23 protein-coding genes are annotated in these 25,361 nt (G+C 43.9%); 10 read left to right on the forward strand and 13 right to left on the reverse strand.

Annotation, left to right across the window (positions count from 1 at the left end; translation table 11 throughout):
- The first annotated feature begins 6 nt into the window (after window positions 1-6).
- The 4 genes from AC5EF3_RS07645 (at window position 7) to AC5EF3_RS07660 (ending at window position 5,472) form a co-directional block, all read left to right on the forward strand.
- A complete protein-coding gene (locus AC5EF3_RS07645; protein WP_015827422.1) occupies window positions 7-882 on the forward strand; it encodes a transglutaminase family protein in 876 nt (291 codons plus the stop codon).
- A gap of 310 nt (window positions 883-1,192) precedes the next feature.
- Window positions 1,193-2,629, forward strand: coding sequence for a DEAD/DEAH box helicase (locus tag AC5EF3_RS07650; protein WP_493547603.1), 1,437 nt, complete (start codon window positions 1,193-1,195; stop codon window positions 2,627-2,629).
- A gap of 134 nt (window positions 2,630-2,763) precedes the next feature.
- On the forward strand, window positions 2,764-3,807 hold the full coding sequence (locus AC5EF3_RS07655; RefSeq protein ID WP_015827420.1) for a GGDEF domain-containing protein: 1,044 nt from the start codon (window positions 2,764-2,766) through the stop codon (window positions 3,805-3,807).
- A 381-nt stretch (window positions 3,808-4,188) separates the two neighbouring features.
- Window positions 4,189-5,472 (forward strand): GGDEF domain-containing protein, encoded by a 1,284-nt coding sequence (locus AC5EF3_RS07660; protein ID WP_493547604.1) that lies wholly within the window; start codon window positions 4,189-4,191, stop codon window positions 5,470-5,472.
- 14 nt (window positions 5,473-5,486) lie between these two features.
- Here AC5EF3_RS07660 and mfd read toward each other — a convergent pair whose 3' ends face one another.
- Window positions 5,487-8,945 (reverse strand): transcription-repair coupling factor, encoded by a 3,459-nt coding sequence (gene mfd, locus AC5EF3_RS07665; RefSeq protein ID WP_015827418.1) that lies wholly within the window; start codon window positions 8,943-8,945, stop codon window positions 5,487-5,489.
- A 28-nt stretch (window positions 8,946-8,973) separates the two neighbouring features.
- Complete coding sequence (locus tag AC5EF3_RS07670; RefSeq protein ID WP_493547605.1) at window positions 8,974-9,249, reverse strand: succinate dehydrogenase assembly factor 2; 276 nt, start codon at window positions 9,247-9,249, stop codon at window positions 8,974-8,976.
- A gap of 90 nt (window positions 9,250-9,339) precedes the next feature.
- On the opposite strand from AC5EF3_RS07670, the gene recG reads away from it, so the two are divergent.
- A complete protein-coding gene (recG, locus tag AC5EF3_RS07675) occupies window positions 9,340-11,403 on the forward strand; it encodes an ATP-dependent DNA helicase RecG (RefSeq protein ID WP_493547606.1) in 2,064 nt (687 codons plus the stop codon).
- Window positions 11,404-11,406: 3 nt separating this feature from the next.
- Here recG and AC5EF3_RS07680 read toward each other — a convergent pair whose 3' ends face one another.
- Window positions 11,407-12,201 (reverse strand): DUF502 domain-containing protein, encoded by a 795-nt coding sequence (locus tag AC5EF3_RS07680; RefSeq protein ID WP_493547607.1) that lies wholly within the window; start codon window positions 12,199-12,201, stop codon window positions 11,407-11,409.
- Window positions 12,202-12,503: 302 nt separating this feature from the next.
- On the opposite strand from AC5EF3_RS07680, the gene AC5EF3_RS07685 reads away from it, so the two are divergent.
- A complete protein-coding gene (locus AC5EF3_RS07685) occupies window positions 12,504-13,763 on the forward strand; it encodes a DUF3089 domain-containing protein (RefSeq protein WP_493547608.1) in 1,260 nt (419 codons plus the stop codon).
- A gap of 75 nt (window positions 13,764-13,838) precedes the next feature.
- Complete coding sequence (locus AC5EF3_RS07690) at window positions 13,839-14,639, forward strand: glycosyltransferase family 2 protein (RefSeq protein WP_015827413.1); 801 nt, start codon at window positions 13,839-13,841, stop codon at window positions 14,637-14,639.
- On the opposite strand, the gene AC5EF3_RS07695 is transcribed toward AC5EF3_RS07690, so the two are convergent.
- From AC5EF3_RS07695 to folK, 9 genes are all read right to left on the reverse strand, one after another.
- Window positions 14,636-15,022, reverse strand: a complete 387-nt coding sequence (locus AC5EF3_RS07695) for a hypothetical protein (RefSeq protein ID WP_493547609.1) — start codon at window positions 15,020-15,022, stop codon at window positions 14,636-14,638. The two genes, AC5EF3_RS07690 and AC5EF3_RS07695, sit on opposite strands and share 4 nt — an antisense overlap.
- A gap of 85 nt (window positions 15,023-15,107) precedes the next feature.
- Window positions 15,108-16,103 (reverse strand): GTPase Era, encoded by a 996-nt coding sequence (era, locus tag AC5EF3_RS07700; RefSeq protein ID WP_493547610.1) that lies wholly within the window; start codon window positions 16,101-16,103, stop codon window positions 15,108-15,110.
- Complete coding sequence (gene rnc / locus AC5EF3_RS07705) at window positions 16,100-16,867, reverse strand: ribonuclease III (RefSeq protein ID WP_493547611.1); 768 nt, start codon at window positions 16,865-16,867, stop codon at window positions 16,100-16,102. Before rnc ends, era begins: the two co-directional genes overlap by 4 nt.
- Window positions 16,868-17,278, reverse strand: a complete 411-nt coding sequence (acpS, locus tag AC5EF3_RS07710) for a holo-ACP synthase (RefSeq protein WP_493547612.1) — start codon at window positions 17,276-17,278, stop codon at window positions 16,868-16,870.
- A gap of 2 nt (window positions 17,279-17,280) precedes the next feature.
- The gene (locus tag AC5EF3_RS07715) at window positions 17,281-18,027 is read right to left on the reverse strand and encodes a pyridoxine 5'-phosphate synthase (protein ID WP_015827408.1); all 747 of its coding nucleotides are present in this window, start codon (window positions 18,025-18,027) and stop codon (window positions 17,281-17,283) included.
- The gene (gene pyrE / locus AC5EF3_RS07720) at window positions 18,028-18,609 is read right to left on the reverse strand and encodes an orotate phosphoribosyltransferase (protein ID WP_493547613.1); all 582 of its coding nucleotides are present in this window, start codon (window positions 18,607-18,609) and stop codon (window positions 18,028-18,030) included. It abuts the gene before it with no gap.
- Entirely contained in the window at window positions 18,606-20,885 is a 2,280-nt protein-coding gene (locus AC5EF3_RS07725) for a RelA/SpoT family protein (RefSeq protein ID WP_015827406.1), read from the reverse strand. Before AC5EF3_RS07725 ends, pyrE begins: the two co-directional genes overlap by 4 nt.
- Before the next feature lie 18 nt (window positions 20,886-20,903).
- Window positions 20,904-21,254, reverse strand: coding sequence for a DNA-directed RNA polymerase subunit omega (rpoZ, locus tag AC5EF3_RS07730; protein ID WP_015827405.1), 351 nt, complete (start codon window positions 21,252-21,254; stop codon window positions 20,904-20,906).
- Between the two features lie 118 nt (window positions 21,255-21,372).
- Window positions 21,373-21,957: a 2-amino-4-hydroxy-6-hydroxymethyldihydropteridine diphosphokinase gene (gene folK / locus AC5EF3_RS07735; RefSeq protein ID WP_493547614.1), complete on the reverse strand. Its 585-nt coding sequence runs from the start codon at window positions 21,955-21,957 to the stop codon at window positions 21,373-21,375.
- Window positions 21,958-21,961: 4 nt separating this feature from the next.
- Here folK and AC5EF3_RS07740 point away from each other — a divergent pair, with 4 nt between their 5' ends.
- Together AC5EF3_RS07740 and AC5EF3_RS07745 are read left to right on the forward strand one after the other, a co-directional pair.
- Window positions 21,962-22,516 carry a LabA-like NYN domain-containing protein gene (locus AC5EF3_RS07740; protein ID WP_493547615.1) on the forward strand — a complete coding sequence of 185 codons (555 nt, stop codon included), beginning with the start codon at window positions 21,962-21,964 and terminating at the stop codon, window positions 22,514-22,516.
- 75 nt (window positions 22,517-22,591) lie between these two features.
- Complete coding sequence (locus AC5EF3_RS07745; RefSeq protein WP_493547616.1) at window positions 22,592-23,263, forward strand: uracil-DNA glycosylase; 672 nt, start codon at window positions 22,592-22,594, stop codon at window positions 23,261-23,263.
- Between the two features lie 44 nt (window positions 23,264-23,307).
- Here the strand turns inward: AC5EF3_RS07745 and kdsA are convergent, their stop codons facing one another.
- Window positions 23,308-24,168 carry a 3-deoxy-8-phosphooctulonate synthase gene (gene kdsA, locus AC5EF3_RS07750; protein WP_493547617.1) on the reverse strand — a complete coding sequence of 287 codons (861 nt, stop codon included), beginning with the start codon at window positions 24,166-24,168 and terminating at the stop codon, window positions 23,308-23,310.
- Window positions 24,169-24,326: 158 nt separating this feature from the next.
- On the opposite strand from kdsA, the gene AC5EF3_RS07755 reads away from it, so the two are divergent.
- Complete coding sequence (locus tag AC5EF3_RS07755; RefSeq protein ID WP_493547618.1) at window positions 24,327-25,352, forward strand: arginine N-succinyltransferase; 1,026 nt, start codon at window positions 24,327-24,329, stop codon at window positions 25,350-25,352.
- Window positions 25,353-25,361: the final 9 nt, after the last annotated feature.

Below are 25,361 nucleotides of genomic sequence, written 5' to 3' on the forward strand. Positions count from 1 at the left end.
ACTAAAATGCAGTATGAAATTTCGCTGAATATCGCATACAAATACGACTATCCAGCTGCGGGCGGACGTCACCTATTGCATATGGTTCCTAAATCCATCGAAGGCTGCCAGAACGTTGAATTTAACGAAATCATTATTGATCCAGTTCCAGATGAAATGGTTAAAAGCACAGATTTTTTCGGAAACCACACACTTCACATAGCATTTCAGGCACCACATAAATCACTTGTTTTCAAAGCAAAATCTCAAATTACGAGGGAGAGTATTGTTGTGCCCGCTGATACCAGCCCTCTCCTCAATCAAATGAAGGCAATACTTAAGGAAATAAGATCTCTATCTCCAGATTCGCCTCACCATTTTATTGGCCCCTCCCAACGAATAACATCGACCGAGTGTGTTCAAAATTACACTTTAGATCAAATTACTGCTGATATGAGTGTATTCACTATTGTGAAAACTATAAATCAGGCAATCAATCGAGATATGACTTTCGATTCCAGAGCAACGCAAGTTGACACGCCTTATGAACAATCCTTTGCCAATAGACACGGTGTCTGTCAGGATTTTTCTCATATCATGATAGCTTGCCTCCGAAGTCTGAATATTCCGGCAGCATACGTTTCGGGTTATCTACGAACTATTCCCCCAGAAGGAAAAGAACGTTTAGAAGGTGCAGATGCCATGCATGCATGGGTTCGCGCTTGGTTAGGCCCAGATATGGGCTGGCTTGAATTTGACCCAACAAACAATATCATCGTGAATGAAGACCATATTGTAATAGGATATGGGCGAGATTATTCCGATATCTCTCCAATCAAGGGCGTATTACGAGCTGAAGGATCACAAACAAGCTATCAAAGCGTAGACGTTAAGCCTTTATAGCCTATCTGCTTCCCTAAATTCCTGCATATAAAACAATAACGTCCTTTCCTGACGATTTGATTAGCACCAGGGATCAAACTCACAGTATTGAACAATGTCAGTGCTGCTTTACGCAAAAGATTGACTCTTATACAGTTATGCCTATGGTGCGCGACGATTGATACGGCTGCCAACGCAGCGCTTGCGGCATTCAAGCGCCGCTATGACAACCCAGCATGACTTCCTTCTTAGAAAACAATCCGGTTTTAAAATATGAAGCATGCGCAATTAAAAGGCCGATCGTAAAAAAACGATCGAACATGAAGACCATATGACATTTGATGATTTGGACTTAGATCCTCGCGTGCTTAGTGCTGTAAAGGAAACAGGCTACACTGAACCAACTCCTATTCAAGCACAAGCTATACCGGCCATTATCCAAGGTCGTGATGTAACTGGAATCGCGCAAACTGGAACAGGGAAAACCGCTGCATTTGTCCTACCGATGATCCATAAACTAGGACAAGGTCGAGCGAAAGCTAGAATGCCAAGAACCCTTATCCTAGAGCCCACTAGAGAACTTGCTGCGCAAGTTGCGGATAATTTTGAAAAATACGGCGTCAATCACAAGCTGAATATGGCCCTACTGATTGGCGGCGTATCCTTCGCGGATCAAGATAAAAAATTAACTGCTGGTGTTGATGTTCTGATAGCGACGCCAGGTCGCTTAATGGACCATTTCGAACGTGGCCGCTTGCTTATGACTGGTGTGCAAATGCTGGTTATTGATGAAGCAGACAGAATGCTCGATATGGGATTCATTCCAGACATTGAAAAAATATGTAAACTGCTACCTCCGCGTCGGCAAACTCTTTTGTTTTCAGCTACAATGCCTCCTGAAATAGCAAAGCTCACCAAACAATTTCAAAATGATCCAAAGCAGATTGAGGTCGCTCGCCCTGCTCAGACGGCTGAGCTTATTACACAACACGTTACAAAGTCCCCGAGCGACAAAGATGAAATCAAGCGCGGGATTTTACGGGCGATAATCGGCAGCTGCGAAGTTAAAAACGGCATTGTTTTTTGCAACAGGAAGAGAGAAGTCGACATCGTTGCAAAATCCTTGAATGCGCATGGTTTTGATGCAGCTCCAATCCATGGAGACCTATCTCAATCTTATCGGATGGAAACATTAGAAAAATTCAAAAATGGAGACCTAACGTTATTGGTCGCTTCTGATGTTGCTGCACGTGGTTTGGATATTCCTGATGTAGGGCATGTGTTTAACTATGCTCCTCCGCCAAACTCAGACGATTATGTACACAGAATTGGACGTACTGGGCGCGCAGGTCGCACAGGCGAAAGTTACACAATCGTATCACCACGTGATCAAAAGCTTTGGGATGCAGTTGTAAAACGGATCAGCAAGGACGTTGAAGAGTTCACTAATGACGCAATAAAAAAGTCTATTGAAGAAGTATCTTCAAGACCTGAGCGTAAACAGAACAATAAGAATGAAAACAAAAACTCGAAACGCCGCAATCGTCACACCAAAAAGCATGATGACACTCCGAATGTAGAAAAAGTTGAATCTACTTCTGTTGAACAGTCAGAAAATATGGCTTCTAAAAACGCAAATGATCGAGCTGACAAAAAGAAAAAAACGAACCGTCGCGGTCATGACGATTTAGGCCCTTCATTCAAAGGCATGGGAGATCACATTCCCGCTTTCTTGCTCCGTCCCGTGGATACAACATCGACTAGCTAGGTATAATTAATTCTGTCTGTACTTATTTAGCAAATTCATAGACAATTATTGTTCGGCGGTTAATCAATATTTACACTTATCAATCATTGTGGCTGGCAATAAGAGAAAAGCCTTGATTCTAGGGATCCGATCCAATGTATGAACAACTCACAGGACCCAATGGTGTAGAAACTGGTCATGCAGCCGTTGATAAAATCGGTGAATATAAACTGTGCGCAACGCCTCAAAACTACGAAATCTGGTTAAACTACATTCGAGGATGGGCTCCTGATTTAACTCGAGAGATTGATAAAAAACTCTCTAATGGACTCCCCATAACTGACATTGAATTAGAAAAACTACACAACCGTTTCTTTGGGGCCACCCAGCTTTCATCTCAAGTTATGGAGACAGGCACAAAAATTGCGAAAGAAATCGCAGATGCCGTTGAAGCTTTAAAGAGCGCAGGTAACACAACTGAAGAGTATGGCGTTACACTAGATAAAGCTGCCAAAACGCTTTCAAAATCAGATTTATCTACGGATGCACTTAACAGAATTGTTTCAGTGTTATCTGAATCAACGCTTGAAATGTCCGATATAAATCACAATTTGAACCGTCAACTCTTGAGATCGACTCGTGAAATAGAAATGCTGCGGACATCTCTTCAAGCAGCACGCGCAGAAGCACTAACAGACGGTCTCACAGGTGTTGCTAATCGCAAACAATTTGATGAAGTTCTACAAAGACGCATCAATGAAAGTTTGGAAAGCGGTTCAGATTTATGCCTCATCATATGCGATATCGATTTTTTTAAAAATTTCAATGACACGTGGGGCCATCAAACCGGTGACCAAGTTATTAGGTTTGTCGCGAATTCATTGGCGCAAAAAGCAGTAAACGAATCATTGGTGGCACGTTATGGTGGTGAAGAATTTGCTATCATTATGCCAAGAACAATTCTCGATACGGCTTTCGAGTTTGCTGAAAGTGTTCGCAAAACCATTGAATCTAAAAAATTAATTCGCAGATCCACGGGTGAACCTCTTGGCCAGGTAACAGTGTCTTTTGGCATCGCAAATTATCGCTCCGGTGAAGGCGCTTCAAACTTGATAGAACGGGCCGACCATTGCCTCTACCACTCAAAGCAAACTGGTAGAAACCGTATTACACTGGAAAGTGATCCTAGTTTATCCTAGGAGGGACTTGCTTACTCTCAGGGCGGATATGTCGCTACTTTCCTGATTAATCTAAAAAGTCCTCAAAAAAAAACCGACGTTTTGAAAACGCCGGTTCAGTAAAGAATAATTTGACCACGTCAGCTCTAGAGGGACTTAAAAGCCTTTTTGGTCGTGTTTCTATTTTATAATATTGGAATGAATTCTATTTGACTTCACAATTCACACTCTATTCATCAAACGATACAAAAAATAAAAATACTTATAAAACAACAGATTAAATCACTGCTTGTGTAAAATTTCCATCAAATTTTATTGAAATAAATCAACTTTGCCTAAACAACCCTAAAGGTAAATAAGTCATCTTACAGCTTCAGTACCTCTGAAGCGGGATGAATATCTATGGCTCGAAGTGAATTTTCAAATCAGCTCAAAATTTCAGTCATATGTGGTGACCACGACCGCTCACAAACCATTTGTAAAACCCTTGCAGATTTGCAGCTTGATGCACATTCTGGGGAATTTTCAAATATGGTCGATATTTTCCTTATCGACTTAACAACGTGCCGCCCTGCTCTCGTTGAAGAAGTTATTCAATACACGTGTGAAAGCCGCTTTTCCAGTAGTCTAATTGTAACTCTTGGCAAATTTCCTTGCGGTGCAGAAACACCTAAACGTGCAGATGTTCGATTGAGTTCAGACAACGCGTTAAAATTAGCCAGATCCCGCTTCCATTTTGCTCACCGTACTGCGGCTCGACGCGCAGAAATAGAGTTAAGACGCGAGAGTTACAAACGCTATGGTTGTAACTTTAATACCCAAGCGGAAGATAAGAATTATGACGTCCTCTACGTTGGTGAAGCTTCCACGCGTTTCATGTCCCTTAAAAATCACCTGGAAACACTTGGGGTCAACATCAAAGCAGCTTTCAGCGCATACACGGCTTTTGACTATCTACATGACCATAAATTTGCTGCTGTTTTGCTGGATGTAAGTGCTACATCAATTCGGCCTGATAATTTCTGTGCAATGGTCCAGCGCAGTTCTAACCTTGCAGAATTGCCGATACTCGCGCTTGGTAGGTCAGACTATATTCCTAGTGAGCACATCATTGAAAGTGCCGCAGATATTATTGATGACAACTCTTCGCTAGAGGCTATTTCAGACCAATTACTAGAATTAACTTCAAACCAAGCGCCGTCGGCAAAAGAATTCTTAGCACCTCAATCTAGCATTACTGATACGGAAACTGGCCTGTTCACCAGAAACTTCTTTGAAGATCATCTTGACCGTCAAATAGAGTGGTCACTTGACTTCAACCAACCACTTACTGTCCTAATTATAGATGTCTTAGGAGCAGATGATAAAGCTGATATCAGAGATTTAGCCTACACTGCCAGCGTTGTGCGCACATTATTGAGAGTGCAAGATGCACCAACTCGCTTAAATGACTCAACGCTCGCCATCTCTATGCCCGGCTCAACGAAACAAACTGCAAGTTATGCGGCACGGCGAATAGAAGGTGTTCTCGATGCAACTGCATTTGAAAGTGAACTCAACCAACCGGCCAGACAAGTTACCATTAGCTGGAAAGTAACAGAGTTAAATCCAGAGCAATCAGCCAACCAGCTATTATCCGATGCGCTATCAAATACGCAAAATGACAAAGGACACGCAGCTGCCTAAACGCTTCTCATTTTCTAATCTGAATCTTTCGCCGCACTGTCTAATTCTCTTAAAACACCTTTCACAGCCTTCAATCGATGTTCGGCATTTGGCCAAGTTCCGTTGATAACAAGCTTCATATCCGGCCGTAGCTTCATCATGCTTGGCCGTGTATGAACCCAAGCAATTAATTGTGCAGGATCTATCGGCGGTTTATCACGGAATGTAATGACTGCGCCTTTAGGGCCAGACGTGAGCTTGGAAATGCCAAGCTCTTTACACATATTTTTAACAGCAGTGACCTCAAGCAATTGCTTTGTTTCATCTGGAAGTTCACCAAATCGGTCAATCAATTCGGCTGCAAAGCTTTCACGCTCTTCCTCAGTTTCAAGATCAGACAAACGACGATACAACGATAAACGTTCAGTCAGATCAGCCACATAATAATCAGGGATAAGAACAGCAGCGCCAAGATCAATCATTGGTGACCAATCATCAGATGGTTCTACTTCACCTGTTTTAAGCGCATTTACAGCATCTTCCAGCATTTGTTGATACAGCTCAACACCCACCTCGCGCACATGTCCCGATTGTGCATCCCCCAGCAGGTTACCCCCGCCCCGCATATCTAGATCATGGCTAGCCAGCATGAAACCAGCGCCGAGACTATCAAGCGATTGTAACACTTTTAGGCGTTTTTCAGCTGTCTCTGAAAGCACCATGTCTTTTTTCGTCGTCATATAGGCATACGCACGAAGTTTAGAGCGCCCAACACGACCACGAAGTTGGTAAAGCTGAGCCAAACCAAATTTGTCAGCTCTATGGATAACGATAGTGTTGGCACGCGGAATATCTAAGCCAGATTCCACAATCGTTGTTGCAAGAAGAACATCGGCTTTACCATCATAAAAATCATTCATAATGTCTTCAAGTTGGCCCGATGCCATTTGTCCATGCGCAGACAAGAACGACACTTCTGGCACTTGCTCACGTAAGAAGCGCTCAAGAAATGGCAGATCAGACACACGCGGCGCAATAAAATATGATTGACCACCACGATAACGTTCTCTCAGTAAAGCTTCCCGCACAGTCACCGGATCAAACTCAACCGTATATGTACGCACTGATAATCGATCGATTGGCGGCGTGGCGATAATGGATAGATCACGAATACCTGTAAGCGCCAATTGCAACGTTCTAGGAATAGGCGTCGCAGAAAGAGTTAGCACATGAATGTCAGCCTTCATCTCCTTCATACGTTCTTTGTGCTTAACCCCAAAACGTTGTTCTTCGTCCACAACCAACAAGCCAAGACGCTTGAATTTCACCTGTTTTGAAATCACTGCATGTGTGCCTACAACAACATCCGCGTCGCCGCTTGCAAGCATTTCGCGTGTCGTGGTTTGCTCTTTTGCTGATACAAACCGCGAGAGTTGTCGCACTTTAATTGGCCAACCTTCAAACCTCTCTTTGAACGTTCTATAATGCTGGCGTGCTAATAGTGTTGTCGGCGCAATAATGGCCACCTGCATCCCGCTCATTGCCGCAACAAAAGCTGTACGGAGTGCGACTTCAGTTTTACCAAAACCTACATCCCCACAAACTAAGCGATCCATCGGCTTACCCGATGCTAAATCACTCAGACAATCTTCTATTGCATTGAGTTGATCATCCGTTTCTTCATATGGAAAACGTGCGCAAAATTCATCAAACAGACCATCTGCATCAGCAGTTTTCTCCGCTTTTCTCATTTCGCGTTCTGCGGCAATGCGAATAAGGTCGCCTGCCATTTCCATGATATTTTTCTTAGCTTTAGCTTTGCGAGACTGCCATCCCGCGCCGCCCAGCTTATCCATCGATCCTTCACCGGAATCTGCACCGTAACGGCTGATCAACTCTATGTTTTCAACAGGTAAAAGAATCTTATCGCCACCGGCATAAACTAGCTCTAAACAGTCATGCGGGGCTGATCCAACATCAACAGTCTGAAGACCCTCATACCGACCCACACCATGATCAATATGAACAATCATATCACCGGGAGACAAAGCGGCCGCTTCTGCAATATAACTCGCAGTTTTCCTCTTACGTTTGCGTGGTCTTGCCAGCTTATCACCCAGCATGTCTTGCTCGGCTATGACAGCTAAGTCAGAAAACGTAAAACCAGATTCCATGGACGTTTCAACGATGACAGGTGCATTTGCAGCTTTCGCTGCTGACCAATCTTCAGCGCTCCGCACCTCTGGCAATCCATGATCTGACAGAACAGTTTTCAAACGATCTGCTGATCCCGCTGACCAAGCTGCAAACACCACTTTTCGTTTATTGGCTAAATGTTCTTTTGCTAAACTCACTGCTGCATCAAAAACATTGGCTTCTGGATTGGACCGTTCAACCGCAAAATCTTTGCCTGCTCGAGCACCGACAAATAGAACATCCTTCTTTCCTGGATTTTCAGAAGGATGAAAACGAACCACCGCACCTGAAGATCGCGTTAATTCAAATTCGTCTTTGGAAAGATAAAGCTTGTCAGGAGCCAATACTTTCGCATCCATGACATCACCGCCAGCAGCATGAACGCGGGTTTCAAAATAATCTTTAGCTTGTGCAATCCTATCCAACCCTACTGTTTCAGCCTGATTATCAAACCCTAACAGCGCATCATTACCGGCATATTCTAAAAGCGTTTCCAGCTTTTCGTGAAAAAGAGGAAGCCACTGGTCTATACCCTGCCTGCGTATTTTAGCGCGTGCAGCTTCATAACTAGGGTCACCACCTGGTGGCCCAAAGCTCTCAAGATAATTTCGACGAAATAAAGTAAGCGCTTCATCTGTGAAGAAGATTTCACTGACTGGTGCGAAAGCTATTTCTTTAAGATCGTTTGTAGACCGTTGGCTTTCAGCATCAAAAGAGCGGATAGATTCAAGATTATCTCCAAAAAAATCCAACCTCACCGGCTCAATTCTATCCGGCGGATATATATCAACAATACCACCGCGAATGGCATATTCACCCGGCTCACGAACGATGTCGGTTCGCGTATAACCATTAATCGTCAAATAATCCTGTAGTGCTTGCTGATCAACATCAGCGCCTATCCCGGCTGCAAAACTAGCTTCTGCCATTTTGGTAACAGGTGCCACTCGCTGAACAAGCGCATGAGCGGTCGTGACGACAAGAATTTTCTCTTTAGGATCTCTGTGAGATAATCTTGCAAGCGCAGAACAGCGCATAGCCGAAATGTGCGCCGTTGGGCTAACGCGATCATAAGGCAGACAATCCCAAGCAGGAAAATTGATCATTGCCATATGTGGCTGGAAGAATTTTGCTATTGATAATACTTGCAGAGCTTGGCGTTCATCACGCGCAACATACACGCCAACGCCTTTGCGTTTATTGATAGCTTCAACAAACACACGCACGTCCGCTCCAAATGGAGATTCATACGCGTCGATGGGCGCTTTTAGCCCTGCAATCGTATCCCAAACTTTCATTATATTCGTGGTCTCTTTTTATGAACTGCTAAAGCAGTCCTTTCTCTTTCATATGAGTGGGTAAATCGAATGCTTTCAGCATATCCATGACTTTACCTTGCAGCATTTCAGGTTCCTGCTCGCGACCAATAATCCAGCCATAAACATCTTGGTCGTCAGTATCGAGAAGTCGCTCGAATTCATCCAGCGCTTTTTCATCCATTTCTTCGAGATGCTTACCTGCAAATTCACCCATCATCATGTCCATTTCTTTGAAACCACGATGGTTGGCTCTAAAGAGGAGTTTACGTCTGCGGGCGTCCATGTTCATCATCTCCTAAATTCGAATAAAGACACATAGGCATGTTTGAGTTAATTGTCAGGTCGTATGCGTCGCAATACCGTGAATTTATTTATGAGACCAGAAATCCTCTTTCCATTCTTTAAGGACCTCAAAAGCCTTCCTGGCATTGGTCCTAAAACTGCTCCACTCCTCCAAAGGCTGGTTGGCGGTGATACGGTCTTGAATCTATTGCTGCATTTGCCGCTTAACTGGATTGACAGAAGTGTCCGCGATTCATTCTTTGAAACAATTGTTGGTGAAATCGCAACAGTACGCGGTGTTGTTGATTCTGTCTTTGCTGGACAAGGTAATGCACCAACCCGTGTTCGCTTATTAGACGATACTGGTTTCTTGACGTTAGTTTTCTTTCGCGCGCAACCTGCTTGGTTGCAAAAACAGTTTCCAATGAATCAGGAAATGATCGTGTCTGGGCTGATCGAAGACTTTAACGGCCAGAGACAAATGGTACACCCTGATCATGTCTGCAATCCAGCAAAGGGAGAAGAACCACCCAAAGTAGAGCCGGTATATCGCCTGACTGCAGGTGTAACTTCCCGTCTGCTCCAAAAAGCTATTTCGGCGTCATTAGAAAACCTTCCTCAATTACCTGAGTGGATTGATCAAGCTTTCCTTGAACAAAAAAAATGGCCAAGTTTTATAGATGCGCTCAAGCAACTCCATCAACCTGAAACATTAGATCAACCAGCTCTAAATCTTGCACATGAACGGCTGGCATATGATGAAGCCCTTGCTCGTGAATTCGCACTGAATGAAATTCGCCTCAATCGCCAAAAAACACCAGCAACTCCCATCCCCCGACACACTCACGCAACAAATAACCTACTCGAAGCCCTCAAATTCTCACCAACGCGCGCACAATTGCGTGCATTTAATGACATCCAAACTGACCTCGCACGTGAGCTTCCAATGCGCCGTATGCTGCAAGGTGACGTTGGAACAGGGAAAACACTCGTGGCCGCGCTTGCCATTGCTCAGGCAGCTGCTTCAGGTCAATTTTCGGCTTTTATGTCACCCACTGAAGTCCTGGCCCGTCAACAAGCTACTGCCCTACAAAACTTTTTAAAACCAATCGGTTATCGCTGCGAAGCCCTTACTGGAAGAGATAGTAAAAAACGCCGAAAAGAACTATTAGATGCAGTTGCCGCTGGGGAAATACACTGTCTTTCAGGCACTCAAGCTTTATTCCAAACGGATGTTCAACTCCCAAATCTAGGCTTGGTAATCATCGATGAACAGCATCGTTTTGGCGTAGCAGACAGGCTAAAACTAACCGCCAAAGGCAATGCCCCTCACATGTTGATGATGAGTGCAACACCCATTCCCCGTTCCCTTGCCGCCGCAATCAATGGCGACCTAGACACTTGTATTTTGGATGAAAAACCTCAACAAAGGAAACCCATAACAACACGCGTTGCTTCTGAAGAACGCATTGAAGATGTCATGATTGCTGTTGCAAAAGCAGCAGACCGTGGCGAACGCGCTTTCTGGGTATGTCCTGCAATTGATTCTGAAACAGCAGAAGATGCGTCCGTGATTGCGCGTAAGGAGATACTTCAAAAATATGTAAAACACCCCGTTGCCCTTGTTCATGGCAAAATGCCACCAGCAGAAAAAGATGCAGCCTTAGATGCTTTTCGAACGGGCGAAGCAAGTGTCTTAGTCGCAACGACAGTGGTTGAAGTTGGTATCGACGTTCCTGAAGCAACCATCATGGTTATAGAGCATGCAGAAGGCTTTGGCCTTGCTCAACTCCATCAGCTTAGAGGCAGGGTTGGACGTGGAGATAAAAGCTCTTCTTGTTTACTTCTATACAAACCACCCTTATCTGAAAGCGGTCAAAAACGTTTGAACACTTTGCGAGAAACTGAAGATGGTTTTCTAATTGCTGAGGCTGATTTTCAACAACGAGGCCCCGGGGACCTTTTAGGGTTAAAACAATCAGGACTGCCAAACTTTAAAATTATAGACCTAACTCGTCACATTGAAATGTTCCAACTTGTTCGCAACGATGTGAAACAGCTACTTTCTGAAGGCCCAAATTCAAATCCTCCTCGGACACAAGCAATAAGTCTTTTAAATGAATTATTTAAAACCGATATCGCTATAAAGTACTGAAAATTAGTTCTTTTCAGACGGCACACCAACGTCTTCTGTGTTTATCTCATCTTCAGTCAACTTTAGCTTTTCATCACCTGCTATTGATGCCACTGGCGGTTTGTTTGCTTTTGAATTACCAACTTCTGGAACCACTAAACCTGCTGATATTATGAGCTTTGCACCCTCTTCAACAGACATGTCCAAAACAACAAGATCATCACGCCGGATGTAAATTAAGAATCCCGACGTCGGATTTGGCGTCGTTGGTACAAATACACCTACCATGCCCGGCATTTTTTTTGCCATATCGCCTCGAACAGATGCAGTTATGAAACCGACAGCCCATGCACCTTTTCGTGGGTATTCAAGCATCACCACTTCTTTGAAATTATCAGTCTGACTTGCTGCCAATGTTTCAAATATCTGTTTTATTGCAGTATAAATATTACGAACAAGCGGAACACGACCAATAAGCCCTTCACCTGCACCGACTAAGGAACGGCCAATCAAATTCGCCGCTATTATCCCGACAAACAACACACTAACAAAAACAACGATTACCCCCAGTCCAGGCAATGCAAACTGAGTGTAAGTTTCAGGGTTCCACTGATTGGGAATCAATGGTTTTACTTTGTCATCAATGAAAGTAATGACACCCCAAATTAGACCAACAGTAATCGCAATCGGGGCAGTTACGACAATTCCAGTAAAGAAGCGAGAGCGCAACCAAGCCAATGGACCAACTCGTTTTTTTGGATTTAGATGAAACAAATGTTCTTCTTGTTTTGTGGTGTTCTTTTTAGACTTATTGAACATTTTACGCGCTTTACCCTATCCATCTAAAAGAGGTGACTTAAACGAAAACCAAACTATGAACCTATATAAGAACTGCTTGTACAAGTTTCAAAAAGCGATCCCTATGCATTGGTTAAAACACCATAATTGCAGCCGAAATATAGCAATATTCAATTAAATGGACATTTCTTCGTATTTTTATATTTTTTTAATCTCAAATCACGTGCCGTCGATTGTGATAGCTACACAACTAGCATGGTTTAAATTACAATATATTGTATATATTTGAAGAATTAGAATATCCCACTTGAAGGATTGAGCTTTTGGTTAAAAATTTTACTGGTTTAAAATTCACAGCTCTCAAATCGTCAAATTCAAAATTTTTGATTATTCTAACACTGTTAGGCTTTCTTATTTTCTGTACGTTGCTCTATTTGATAATTTATATGAGTGGAGCCAATGCTCGCTTTTTAAAATCAATAGAGCCTATTTCGTCTTTCACTCTCCCCAAAAGCGCACGCCCTGATTATCTAGCTCCAAGATCATGGGCATTATATCCAGAAAAAAAGCCCGATGGAGCTTGGGAAACTCCTTGGGGCGTAGATGTTTTCTTTATTCACGGAACGACATCAGCCTCATCAGATGGATGGAATACCAATATTGACAATGTTGACTCAAAATTGCGTTTGCAATCTGAAATGCTTCCCAATTTTGCAGGGCCTTTTCAAAAATTTGCGCCAGTGTATGCCCCATTATATCGTCAGGTAACGCTTCACGGCGAGTACAATATCAATGAAAATTCTCAAAAAGCATTTAAACTGGCGTTTGATGACATCGACTCAGCTTTCCAAGTCTATATGGAGACAAGAAACCAAGGTAGAGCTATTATTCTTGTTGGTGTCGGGCAAGGTGGCCTATATGCAAGGCGATTATTAAAGAAGCATTTTCAAACAGATCAAATGCAAAACCGTTTAGTTGCAACCTATTTAATAGAATCGCCGACTTCTGAAAAATTGTACTCAAACAAAAATAGCCCTTTTGAAATATGCACTACTGATGAACAAACAGGATGCATCGCATCATGGAACACTATTAATGAAAATGATGTGGCGCGTACTAAGAATATACTTTCACGCGCGGTTTATTGGGATGAGGCAAATAATATCGTGCCAACAGGTGATGCAAAACTTATTTGTTTCAATCCAAGTATGGGAAATACAACGACTGAGTTAATTGGAGAAAAACTTCATAGAGGATCGGTAAATGCCAGCGAGCTTTTACAATTAGATGAAGCGGAAATAGTAGAAAATGCTATATCCAGCCAGTGTGTAAATGGTTTTCTAGTTGTAAGTCATACAAAAAATCAAAGTTTAAATAGGCCGTCAAATAGTTTGGCACGCATGTTGGCACCACCTTATAATTTATTCTATTCTGATCAGGCGCATGACGCTGCTAAACGCGCTCGAATAACCAGTGCTTGGCTGGATAAGTATGGAGCAAAACCCGCACCTCCTCTTCCGCCAATTGAACGCATTGAAATTGCACCTATTAATAAAATAGAGAAAATACTTGGCACAGAATAAGATAGCTTTTGTCGAATTCCGAAACTGTTAGGATACCTAACATCGTGCAGAATCCTAAACCATTGGAAATAGAATATGAATAAGCTCCCTCTTTCAGTCTTTATTATTGCAAGAGATGAAGCCGACCGTATTCTTCCTGTCATAAGATCTGTTATTGATTGGGTTGAAGAGGTTTTCGTCATAGACAGTGGTAGCACAGATGACACTGTAGAAGTGTCCCGTAATGCAGGTGCTGACGTCGTTTTTAATGAATGGGCGGGGTATGGTCCTCAAAAAGTTTTTGGGGAAACACTATGCTCTCAAAAGTGGCTATTAAATATTGATGCTGACGAAGAAGTTAGTGATAGCCTTCGCAGGGAAATCACTTCAATGTTTGAAGGTGGACAAGAACCACCTCTGGCTGCCTATCAAATTCCTATATTAATATGCTTTCCATTTGATAAGGGGCCGCGCCCATTTGCTCCTTCAAACGATCCGATTCGTCTCTACAATCGAGAAAAAGCAGGCTTTAAATCTGAATTAGTGCATGATTCAGTTGTTCTAAAACCAAATGAAGTCAGCGGAAAATTGAAACATCATATTAATCACCGTTGTTTCCGATCTCATCACCATGCAATTGAAAAAATCAATCGTTACAGTAGCATGCAGGCAGAAGACATGATTAAAAAAGGCCGAAAACCATCGGTTCTTAGACTTCTAACTGAACCTATGACAGCCTTCCTTAAATCAATGTTTCTTAGACGATATGTCCTTTTTGGGGTGAATGGCTTCACCGAAAGCGTAATCTATGCGTTTGCGCGATTCATTAGATTAGCAAAGGCACGTGAAGCATGGAAACAACATGAAGCCAATCAGTCGCCAAGAATGCACGATTAGCTTCTAAAAAGTAATGATAATGCTGCGGCATCTTTAGGAAAATTTCCCGCTTCCATACCAGACACCATAAGGCCTGAAACTGAAAGAACTAACCCCCAACACATAGTCGGAATCATGACAACAACAACAGCGACAACTGCTGATCTAATGAGCGTCGAACCAGCTCCACCCGGATCTTCTCCACCCGCGGCTTCCATGGCTCGAAGGATTTTCTCACCAAACACCATACACAAAACACCAATGGTCGGAAAAATTAACCCAAGCTCGTATTGTTTAAAATAAACCATTAAAGCAACAGAAAGAGCGCAACCTAAAACAATAAGTATAAATAATATCGCACCAGACCATAAAGCCCTAAACAACTGCTTCTCGAGCGTATGCATGTGCACTCTCCTTTGGTATCCAAAGAATATAGCACATGCTCGTAAATTTTCGTTTCAAATAATGTTAGGAAATTATGAGAGGCTGTTAAACATCAAAATCCAGTCCGATGGCTGAAAACCTCTCACGACTTTCAGCCCATTTTTCTGAAACTTTCACGCGTGTAAACAAATGGATCGGCGTTTCAAAGATTTCTTGAAGATCCTTCCGCGCTTGCTGACCAATGTCCTTTATCGCACGACCACCTTTCCCTAGTACAATCTTTCTGTGTCCTTCACGTGCAACATAGATAATCTGATCCACGCGAATGGAACCATCTTTGAAACGTTCCCAATTTTCTGTTTCAACGGTCATTTGATATGGTAATTCCTCATGCAAACGAAGCATAAGTTTTTCACGTGTTACTTCTGCAGCCAACAAACGGGAAGGCATATCTGCGGCCTGATCCTCCGGAAATAAAAAAGGACCGACGGGCATATTCCCTGCTATGTGATCCGCCAGTTGGCGGACGCCGCCGCCTCTTAGGCCGGAAATCATGAAGACATCTGAATACACACCTTCGTTGAATAATTCTTTTGAAATGGGTATGAGGTCTTCGCGATCAAATAGGTCTATTTTGTTCAGTGCAAGAATTGCTTTTCGTCCAGACGCCTTCAGATCATCAATGATACGCTGATCATCAATTATCGTTTTTTTGTCTGCACCCGTGACCTTATCGTCAATCTTATGAGAACGAGAACTTGCATCAACAAGGTGAATAATTTGATCTGCACCTTCAGCTCCATCCCAAGCAGATTTCACCATAGCACGATCTAAACGGTGCTTTGGCGCGAAAATTCCGGGGGTATCCACGAGGACAACTTGAGCATCACCGCGCATCATCACACCACGTACTTGAAACCGCGTTGTTTGCACTTTGTGCGTTACAATTGAAACCTTTGCCCCAACCAACCGGTTTACCAATGTGGACTTACCGGCATTAGGCGAACCGATAACGGCTACAAAGCCAGCTCTAGTTTCACGTGGTTTTTGAAGGCTAGCTTCAATATCTTCTTTTTCGTATTCTTCTGGCTTATCGCTCAAGAAGTTTCTCCAACATTATTTAACATTGCACTTGCAGCAGCTCTTTGAGCTTCCTGCTTAGAAGAGCCTTCACCTTTTGCAGGTCTGACACCTTCGACACGCACTTCAACAGTAAAAACAGGTGCATGATCAGGACCTGTACGATCAATATTCTCATAGTTAGGCGCCGGCCGCCCATCACCTTGCGCCCATTCTTGAAGGGCTGATTTAGGATCACGAGGTACATCCGTGAGCGTCTTAAAATACTCTTTCCAGTATTTTACAATAAAGCGTTCAGATGCTGCTAACCCAGCATCAAGATAGATAGCACCGATCAAAGCTTCAGTAACATTCGCAAGCAAAGACGGTTTTGCTGTACCACCAGCAGAACTCTCAGAGGCATCCAATATCAAATACTGCCCCAAATTAATTTCAGCAGCGATTTTCGCACATGTATCACGACTAACCAAAGCATTCAAACGCGGGGCTAATCCACCTTCCCGCTCTTTTTCAAAACGCGTAATAAGCTGACTAGCTGCCACGAGACCAAGCACTCGGTCCCCTAAAAACTCAAGCCGCTCATTACTCCAGTCCGCAGCCTCGCCCGGCACAGCACTCGTATGCGTAAAAGCGCGATCTAAAAGACTTACATCTTTGAACTTGATACCGGCAATTTCCTGTATCGTCGCTCTAGCATCATTGTTCAATCTAGGCGGCGTTGACCGACGTACTCGATCTCTATTTCGACGACGTTTGCCAGTATGGCTTGAATTCGGTCTCGGCATTTACGCCCCTTGCACAGCAATAGCTTCGATAATCACCATGGCTTGAGCGTAGGGATAATCGTCTGTTATTGTCAGATGAATATTCGCCTTCATACCGTCTGGTGTCAGCTTTTCAAGGTATAGTTTTGCACCGCCAGAAAGTTCGAGGGTCGGTGCACCATTTTCCTGACGGGTGACACCCATATCCTGCCACCCAACGCCATTGCGCCAAATACCACTACCAAGTGCCTTAGCGCACGCCTCTTTAGCAGCAAAACGTTTTGCATAAGTATCTGCACGCCGTTTGCGACCATCAGCTAATTCTCTCTCTTGTTTCGTGAACACACGCTGCGTAAAGCGATCACCAAACTTAGACAGCGATTTTTCAATTCGCCGTATGTCAGTCATATCCTGCCCAATGCCCAATATCATGCTCAGGCACGCGCCTCATCAATTAACTCGCGCATGTGGCGTACCGCTGTTTCAAGCCCAACAAATATCGCCTCTCCAATTAAGAAATGCCCAATATTAAATTCGGCAATCTCAGGAATTTTCGCGACGGGGCCAATAGTATCATAAGTTAGGCCATGCCCAGCGTGAACTTCAATACCCCGACGTTTACCTTCAGAAGCAGCAATTTTCAGGCGCTCAAGCTCAATTTCGGCTTCTTGTGTTTCACCCGCAAACACGTGTTCAACATATTTTCCGGTGTGCAACTCAATGACGGGCGCGCCAATTGCTTCGGACACCGCAACCTGAACTAGGTCTGGTTCTATAAAGAGAGATACTCGAGAACCATTATCATTGAGACGTCGCACAAAGGGTGCCACGGTGTTATGAAGCCGTGCAACATCCAAACCACCTTCAGTCGTGCGCTCTTCACGTTTTTCTGGTACCAAACAAACGGCATGAGGCTTGAAATCTAATGCAATTTTCAGCATCTCTTCAGTTGTGGCCATTTCGAGATTTATTGGAAGAGACATTGCGCCACTTACCGCTTCAAGATCACCATCGCGAATATGCCTGCGATCTTCTCTTAAATGTATAGTGATGCCATCTGCGCCCGCATCCCGAGCAGCTTTTGCAGCCCGAGCAGGATCAGGCCACGCCCCTCCACGCGCATTTCGGATGGTTGCAACATGGTCAATATTCACCCCCAAGCGCGCAAAAGGTAATGCCATCTATTTTAATCCTCGACTGCCTGGCTTTATTGCAGGAATTTTCATTAGCTCAGGTGGTAAATCATTTTCATCATAGTCTGGGAAATCTACCGCAGCTAAGGAAACGAGTGGCAAGCCAACATCGGCTTCCCCATTGGAGCGATCAACGACACATGCGCCCCCGATAACATCACCATCGAATAAATTTAGAGCGTCAAAGGTTTCACGCATTGAAAGGCCAGTTGTTACAATGTCTTCGACAACAACAACCCGTTCGCCTTTTTTAATATCGAAGCCACGACGCAATGTCATTTTACCATCTTGTCGTTCTGTAAAAATGGCACGACAACCAAGTGCGCGCGCTGTTTCATACCCCGGAATTAAGCCGCCAACGGCAGGACCACATACAACATCAATCTGGCCAAATTTTTCTGTCAGCTTTTTAGCTAATGCAGAGCACAGTGTTTCAGATGTTTTAGGATGAGAAAACACCAAAGCTTTTTGTAAGAACACAGGACTTCTGCGTCCTGAAGACAAAATAAAATGTCCTTCAAGTAACGCATCGACCTTGCGAAATTCATTTAATACTTCTTCTGTGTTCACTTGCTTTTTTCCTTGTCTGAATCATTTTTGACTTTGCTATCATGTTCCAGTGAGCCGCGAATACGATCAACGCTTTCAACAGCACTCAAAGCCCGAAGGGCTGCCAAAATTTGCGTCAATCTTCGCTTATCTTCAACTTCAACATCAAACTGAAAATCAAAGAAATCTTCATTCCGGTTTTTTATGGCGATATTGATTATATTACCATTTGCCTCTGAAATGGTCTTACAAACTGTTGCCAATGACCCACGCTGATTTGAAAGAGCAATAAGTATCCGGCTGACCGCAAAAAAATCTGTGGACGCTATCGGGCGCCAACTCAGATCCATCCAAACTTCTGGCTGACTATCAAAATCCATCAGTCTCTGACAATCAATCACATGAACATCGACACCCTTACCTGCTATTTGTACGCCAACAATACGATCTCCAGGCAAAGGTGAACAACATTCAGAAAGATGCAAAGCAACACCAGGTATCAATTTTTCACCTGATAACAATGACTCCGTTTCATCGTCGTCAATTGCATGACGCCCTTCAAGCATCTCACTTTCAATGTGTTCAGGAAAGGTTTTTGATAATATCTCTTTGAGGTCTATGAATCCACGTCCCAGCTCTTCAAGAAGTTCCTCTGTTGTTGCCATACCACTTTGGACAGCGATTTGCCTGAACTTAATGTCAATTGGATCAAGCCCAATACGGCGCAATCCTAAATTCAGCTTTTGCCGTCCAAGTTTTGTAAACTCTTCTTGCTCTTTATCTCGTGTCAAACGACGTATCGCAGAGCGAGCCCTTCCCGTTACAACAAGACTACGCCAATTCGCCGGTGGCTCGACTCGCGGGCCACGTATAATCTCGATTGTGTCGCCATTTTGAATCAATGTACGCAGCGGTCGCTCAATTCCATTGATGCGAACACCGACACATTCATCCCCAACGGCGGTATGCACCGTATAGGCAAAATCTAGGGGCATTGCGCCATCTGGCAACTTCACAAGACGCCCTCGCGGGGTAAACGCAAACACAGTATCTCGGAACATTTCCATTTTGGCATGCTCAAGAAATTCTTCTGGATCCGCACCATGCCCAAGCATATCAGCAAAGCTTAATAGACTATCTTCTGGATCTAGTCCTGCCTCACGAGCGCCATCCTTATCGAACCCGTAATTTTTGTTTTTATAGCGCCAATGAGCAGCGATTCCTCGCTCTGCGATTTCGTCCATTTGTTTTGTACGAATCTGCAACTCTACACGCCGATTTCCGGGTCCTTGAAAAGTTGTGTGTATGGATTGGTAGCCATTAGGCTTGGGAACGGAAATATAATCTTTAAATCGCCCAGATAGCGCAGCCCAATGCTGATGGGCAATACCCAAAGCGCGATAGCAATCTGCAACCGATGGCACAATTAATCGAAAAGCGAATATGTCACCTAAATCTTTGAATGAAATCGCTTTATTTTCAAGTTTACGCCAAATGCTATAGGGGCGCTTTAATCGTCCCCGAATATCGCCGCTTATCCCATTTACGCTCATTAGAACTTCAATGTCAGATTGGATGCGCTCAACATCTTCAACAGCATCCGCTGCCATTTCAGCCAATCGTCTTTCTATAGTTTCGCGTGCTTCTGGGTTTATGACCGCAAAGGCGATGTCTTCGAGCTCTCCAGCGAAAATAGATAACCCTGTTCGGCGTGCCAAAGGCGCATAAATATCTATCGTTTCTTGCGCAATGCGTATCCTGCTTTCAGGCTTTGGCATAAATTGAATCGTGCGCATATTGTGAAGTCTATCGGCGAGTTTGACGAGTAGAACACGTATATCTTTCGTCGTCGCTAATATGAATTTTTGAAAATTCTCTGCTTGTTTAGCAGCCCGGCTCGACGATTCTAATTGCGTGAGTTTCGTGACGCCATCTACTATTTCAGCGATGTCTTTGCTGAATAATTCTTCGATCTCTTCAAGCGTTACATCAGTATCTTCAACGGTATCATGGAGTAAGCCCGCGATAATGGTTGAATAATCTAGCTTAAGGTCGGTCAGAATTCCCGCGACAGACACAGGGTGAGCATAATACGGATCACCTGAGTGGCGTGTTTGCGCGCCGTGACGGACCATCGCAAATACATATGCACGATTGAGCGCGTCTTCATCCGCGTCTGGCTGGTATGCGAGAACGCGCTCTACTAATTCATACTGACGTAAAAAACGACGCCCTTTGCCTGTGGGTAGGCCAGGTTCGCGCAAGGCGGCATGGAGTTCTGACGTATCGTCAGCCATTTCGCCTCACTTTAGTATTTAGTAACGGTCTTCGCGTGCGTTCTCTAGCTCTGCTTGATACGCACGGATAACATCTTCTTCTGAACGCGTCGGCGCTGCTTGCAGAGCCAAACGATCTTCTTCTTTTTCAGCCTCTTCGTTAGGCCGAACTTCTTGAAGCTCAGAAACATAGCTTTCTTTGACTAGGTCAAGATCCACGCCGTCACCAGCAATCTCACGTAGAGACACAACAGGATCTTTATCGTCATCACGATCTACAGTCATTTCCGAACCAGCACGGATCATGCGAGCGCGGTGACCAGCCAACAAAACAAGCTGAAAGCGGTTAGGTACTTTTTCGATGCAATCTTCGACGGTGACGCGTGCCATATATATGTTCTCCTGCCAAACGAACTGGATAAGCCAGTTCTTAACCAGACTCAACCCATTAATCATCGGTATTTTCATATAAATGCGATCAATTCATGACTATTTCAATTATTTGATATCAAAACGGTCCGAATTTTCTGCACGGCCAATGTTTTTGAGCTTTATTGACCATATCTTCAATTGATACCTCTTTTAACGGATGATGCCAATCAGGTGCAATTTCCATCAACGGCGATAGGACAAATGATCGAGTATGCATACGTGGATGAGGCAAAATCAAATTACTCTCATCAGTTGAAATTTTGACCTGACGTCGAAAATCAATCAAATCTAAATCTAAAGTACGAGCACCATTTTTTTCTGTTCGAACCCTCCCATACTCATCCTCTATTTTAAGTAGCAAATGCATTAGTGCTTGCGCGTCATCGCAAATAAGGGCTAACTCGACCACAGCATTGAAAAATTCACCAAGATTAGGGTCTGGCCACGCGGGGGACACCCAAATACTAGATTTATGCAATGTTTTTATACCGGCACACTCAAGAGTGCGCAGGACAGATTGAAACAGGCCCGCACCTTCAAGCTGCTGTTCCTCATGATCAGTAAATGCGGAATTGCTTCCCAAGGCGACATATACGCCTCCCTGTCCGCGCCCATTTATAGTGTTGTCATTTGTACTAACCCGTGTTGTAGGGAGCAACATTTGTATGGCCTTTTATAAAGATGAGCGGATAGCCCTGTTTATTGACGGTGCAAACCTATACTCTGCCGCAAAAACACTAAACGTTGAACTAGATTACAGACGACTTTTGAGCGAATTTCGAAAAAAGGGCCGCCTACTACGAGCCTATTACTATACTGCTTTAATCGAAAATGAAGAATATTCGCCAATAAGGCCACTCGTCGACTGGCTACAATATAATGGCTATAATGTCGTCACCAAACCTGCCAAAGAATTTACTGACGCAGCCGGCCGTCGCCGCGTCAAAGGTGATATGGATGTTGAAATCGCAGTTGATATGCTCACATTGGCCGACAAACTTGATCATGCCATTTTGTTTTCTGGAGATGGCGATCTGACCGTTCTCGTAAAAGCTCTTCAAAACCGAGGACTACGCGTGTCTGTCGTCTCTTCCGTAAAAACACAGCCCCCCATGATCTCAGATGATTTAAGGCGCTCAGCAGACAATTTTATTGATCTAAGTGACTTAGTCAAAATAATTGGTCGTGAAAATGACGAATTGGAGGATGAGAAAGACTAGTTAACAATTTAGTCTAGACAATTCTTGTATACAAATCTGTTTGTAGGCCGCAATGAGACAACTAACAGAGGCTTCATGACTGAAAATTTTCCACCAGAAGCTCCTTCTGATTGTGACAGGTGTCCACGTCTCGTGGAGTATCTAGAAGAATACCGTGCAAAAGAACCTAACTGGTTTAACGCGCCTGTACCCTCTTTTGGACCATCAAACGCAAAATTGCTTATCGTCGGCTTAGCACCAGGTGTTACCGGAGCCAATCGGACAGCGCGTCCGTTCACGGGTGATTATGCTGGCGACTTGCTCTACGCAACAATTGAAAAATTCGGGTTTTCTAAAGGGAAATACGATTCTCGTTCAGATGATGGCCTAGAACTCGTAGACGCTATGATTACAAATGCGGTGCGCTGCGTCCCGCCTCAAAACAAACCTACCGGCCCAGAAATCAATAATTGCAGACCGTTTCTTGTTTCCAGAATGCAGCACCTACCACAACTGAAAGTCATATTGGCGCTTGGAAAAATCGCTCACGATTCAACAGTTAGAACGCTTGGTGGCAAATTATCGAATTACAAATTCGCCCATGCCGCTATCCATAAGCTTAACGGCCCCAATGGCGCACTAACAATGATAGATAGCTACCATTGCTCTCGCTATAATACGAATACGGGTCGCCTCACCACTGAAATGTTTGAAAACGTTTTTTCACTCATTCAATCCGAAATCCAAAAACAAAAAGCCGCACTTTGATTTTCAAAGTGCGGCTTTTATACCAAATTCAAACCAGACTTAACTTAGAAACTTTTCACGAGCGCATTGATCTGAATCAACTCACTCATCAGTTTTTCAAGTTCAGATAAAATAACCATATTTGGTCCATCTGAAGGTGCATTGTCCGGATCTTGGTGTGTTTCAAGGAAAACACCTGAAACACCAACAGCAACAGCAGCCTTAGCAATAACGGGAACATATTCACGTTGACCGCCAGTGGAACCACCTTTTCCACCCGGTTGTTGGACGGAGTGAGTGGCATCAATAACAACTGGTGCCATGGCTGCCATTTCAGGTAGGCCGCGCATATCAGTCACTAATGCATTATACCCAAAAGAGGAGCCACGTTCTGTAAGCAAGACATCCTTTGCCCCCATAGAGATCAGCTTGTTTACGACATTTTTCATGTCCCAAGGTGCGAGGAATTGGCCTTTTTTCACTTTTACAACAGCACCAGTCTCCGCTGCAGCTTGTAGCATATCTGTTTGACGGCAAAGAAATGCTGGTATCTGAAGAACATCAACAACCTTGGCCACTTTTTCACACTGATCCGGCAAGTGAACATCGGTCAGCATTGGCAATCCAGTTTTATCCTTAACTTCAGCAAAGATATCTAACGCTTCATCTAGCTCCATGCCGCGATAACCCGACATGCTCGTCCGGTTCGCTTTATCAAATGAAGTCTTATAAACGACTTGTGCGCCCAATTTGTCAGCTATTTCTAGAATTGCATTCGACATAAACAATGCATGTTCGCGGCTTTCTAAAGCACAAGGCCCAAGAAAAAATGTCAGAGGAGCATCCGGTCCAATTTTGATATTCCCACGCGGGCAAGCAATTTCGACGGTAGAATTTAGAGCTTTAACGCTCGATGTGTCGCTCACAGCAGACTCCTCAACTTATAAATTTCTAGGCGCTATGTATGCATTCTCACACCAAATGGAAAGCCAAACCATCATATTGATATCAGAAACGCCATAGTAAACGTTATTCATTTGCCTATCATAGGGTGTCATCCAGACTGTTTAAAAGGAATTCTTCTGTGAATATTTTCAGACTAGCAACGCCCGCCGATATTGACGGCTTAGCTGCTCTTACCAGCTCATTAGGGGCCGGCCTCACAACAGTTCCTCGTACGCCTGAAAAAATAGCTGCTTATATTGATGAAACTCAGCGCTTTCTATCTGGCGACGAATCCGCAAACCGGATTTTCTTCGTTGTCGAAATGGACGGAAAAGTCGTAGGAATGTCAGCGATATTGCCCAGGCTTGGTCGTGAACGCCCCTATTGTAGCTTTAAATTGAGCCGTCACACACGGCGCTCTACGACCCCGAGCTTAAAAACAGCACATGATAGCCTACAATTTTCAACAGAATTCGATGGTAACACAGCACTCGCTACTCTGTTCCTCTCAAAAGAAGTGCGTGGCGGCGGTGTTGGTAGATTGCTCTCATTAGGTAGGTTGGCATTCATAGATCAACACAGAGATTTTTTTTCCAAAACTTTGATGGCCGATATTCGAGGATGGCTTGACGAAAATGGTGAAGCGCCATTTTGGAATTTTATCGCATCAAAATTCATAGACCTTCCATTTAAAGAAGCAGATGAACTTAGCTCTGAAGATGGACGCTTTATAGCTGAATTGATTCCAAGTTTGCCGATTCTCTTAAACCTCCTGCCCCCTGAGACACAGGACTTCATTGGACGACCTCATCGTTTGTCGGGCAAAGCTATGGACTTGCTTATGAATGCAGGTTTCAAAAAAACAGACCTATGTGACGTGTTTGACGGTGGTCCTGCCATTGAATGCGAAATCTCAGACACATCTATCGCAAGAACAGCAGTTCGGACCCAAACTTTGGATGACGATGTAGAAGGCGATTATTCCATGCTGTTCTCTGGTCATAAAACCGACTTTAGAGCGACAATTGCAAAAGCAGACCTTCGAAACAATGTGGCTCCCCAAAGCGTTGCCAATGCTTTTGGACTATCTGAAACGGCAAAACTTTGGATCGCTGCAACACGCCATAGCGACCGACTTGCCGACCTTGCTAGTGCCAACAAATAAGGAATTGCC

Source organism: Hirschia sp. (assembly GCF_058892565.1).

Bases quoted from the DNA above. Each gene is read 5' to 3' on its own strand.
- AC5EF3_RS07745 (WP_493547616.1), top strand. From the start codon at position 22,592: ATGACTGAAAATTTTCCACCAGAAGCTCCTTCTGATTGTGACAGGTGT.
- acpS (WP_493547612.1), bottom strand. From the start codon at position 17,278: ATGATATTGGGCATTGGGCAGGATATGACTGACATACGGCGAATTGAA.
- AC5EF3_RS07695 (WP_493547609.1), bottom strand. From the start codon at position 15,022: ATGCATACGCTCGAGAAGCAGTTGTTTAGGGCTTTATGGTCTGGTGCG.
- AC5EF3_RS07645 (WP_015827422.1), top strand. From the start codon at position 7: ATGCAGTATGAAATTTCGCTGAATATCGCATACAAATACGACTATCCA.
- AC5EF3_RS07655 (WP_015827420.1), top strand. From the start codon at position 2,764: ATGTATGAACAACTCACAGGACCCAATGGTGTAGAAACTGGTCATGCA.
- AC5EF3_RS07670 (WP_493547605.1), bottom strand. From the start codon at position 9,249: ATGGACGCCCGCAGACGTAAACTCCTCTTTAGAGCCAACCATCGTGGT.
- AC5EF3_RS07680 (WP_493547607.1), bottom strand. From the start codon at position 12,201: ATGTTCAATAAGTCTAAAAAGAACACCACAAAACAAGAAGAACATTTG.
- AC5EF3_RS07740 (WP_493547615.1), top strand. From the start codon at position 21,962: ATGGCCTTTTATAAAGATGAGCGGATAGCCCTGTTTATTGACGGTGCA.
- recG (WP_493547606.1), top strand. From the start codon at position 9,340: ATGAGACCAGAAATCCTCTTTCCATTCTTTAAGGACCTCAAAAGCCTT.
- rpoZ (WP_015827405.1), bottom strand. From the start codon at position 21,254: ATGGCACGCGTCACCGTCGAAGATTGCATCGAAAAAGTACCTAACCGC.
- AC5EF3_RS07650 (WP_493547603.1), top strand. From the start codon at position 1,193: ATGACATTTGATGATTTGGACTTAGATCCTCGCGTGCTTAGTGCTGTA.
- AC5EF3_RS07690 (WP_015827413.1), top strand. From the start codon at position 13,839: ATGAATAAGCTCCCTCTTTCAGTCTTTATTATTGCAAGAGATGAAGCC.
- mfd (WP_015827418.1), bottom strand. From the start codon at position 8,945: ATGAAAGTTTGGGATACGATTGCAGGGCTAAAAGCGCCCATCGACGCG.
- AC5EF3_RS07715 (WP_015827408.1), bottom strand. From the start codon at position 18,027: ATGGCATTACCTTTTGCGCGCTTGGGGGTGAATATTGACCATGTTGCA.
- rnc (WP_493547611.1), bottom strand. From the start codon at position 16,867: ATGCCGAGACCGAATTCAAGCCATACTGGCAAACGTCGTCGAAATAGA.
- folK (WP_493547614.1), bottom strand. From the start codon at position 21,957: ATGTTGCTCCCTACAACACGGGTTAGTACAAATGACAACACTATAAAT.
- AC5EF3_RS07660 (WP_493547604.1), top strand. From the start codon at position 4,189: ATGGCTCGAAGTGAATTTTCAAATCAGCTCAAAATTTCAGTCATATGT.
- AC5EF3_RS07725 (WP_015827406.1), bottom strand. From the start codon at position 20,885: ATGGCTGACGATACGTCAGAACTCCATGCCGCCTTGCGCGAACCTGGC.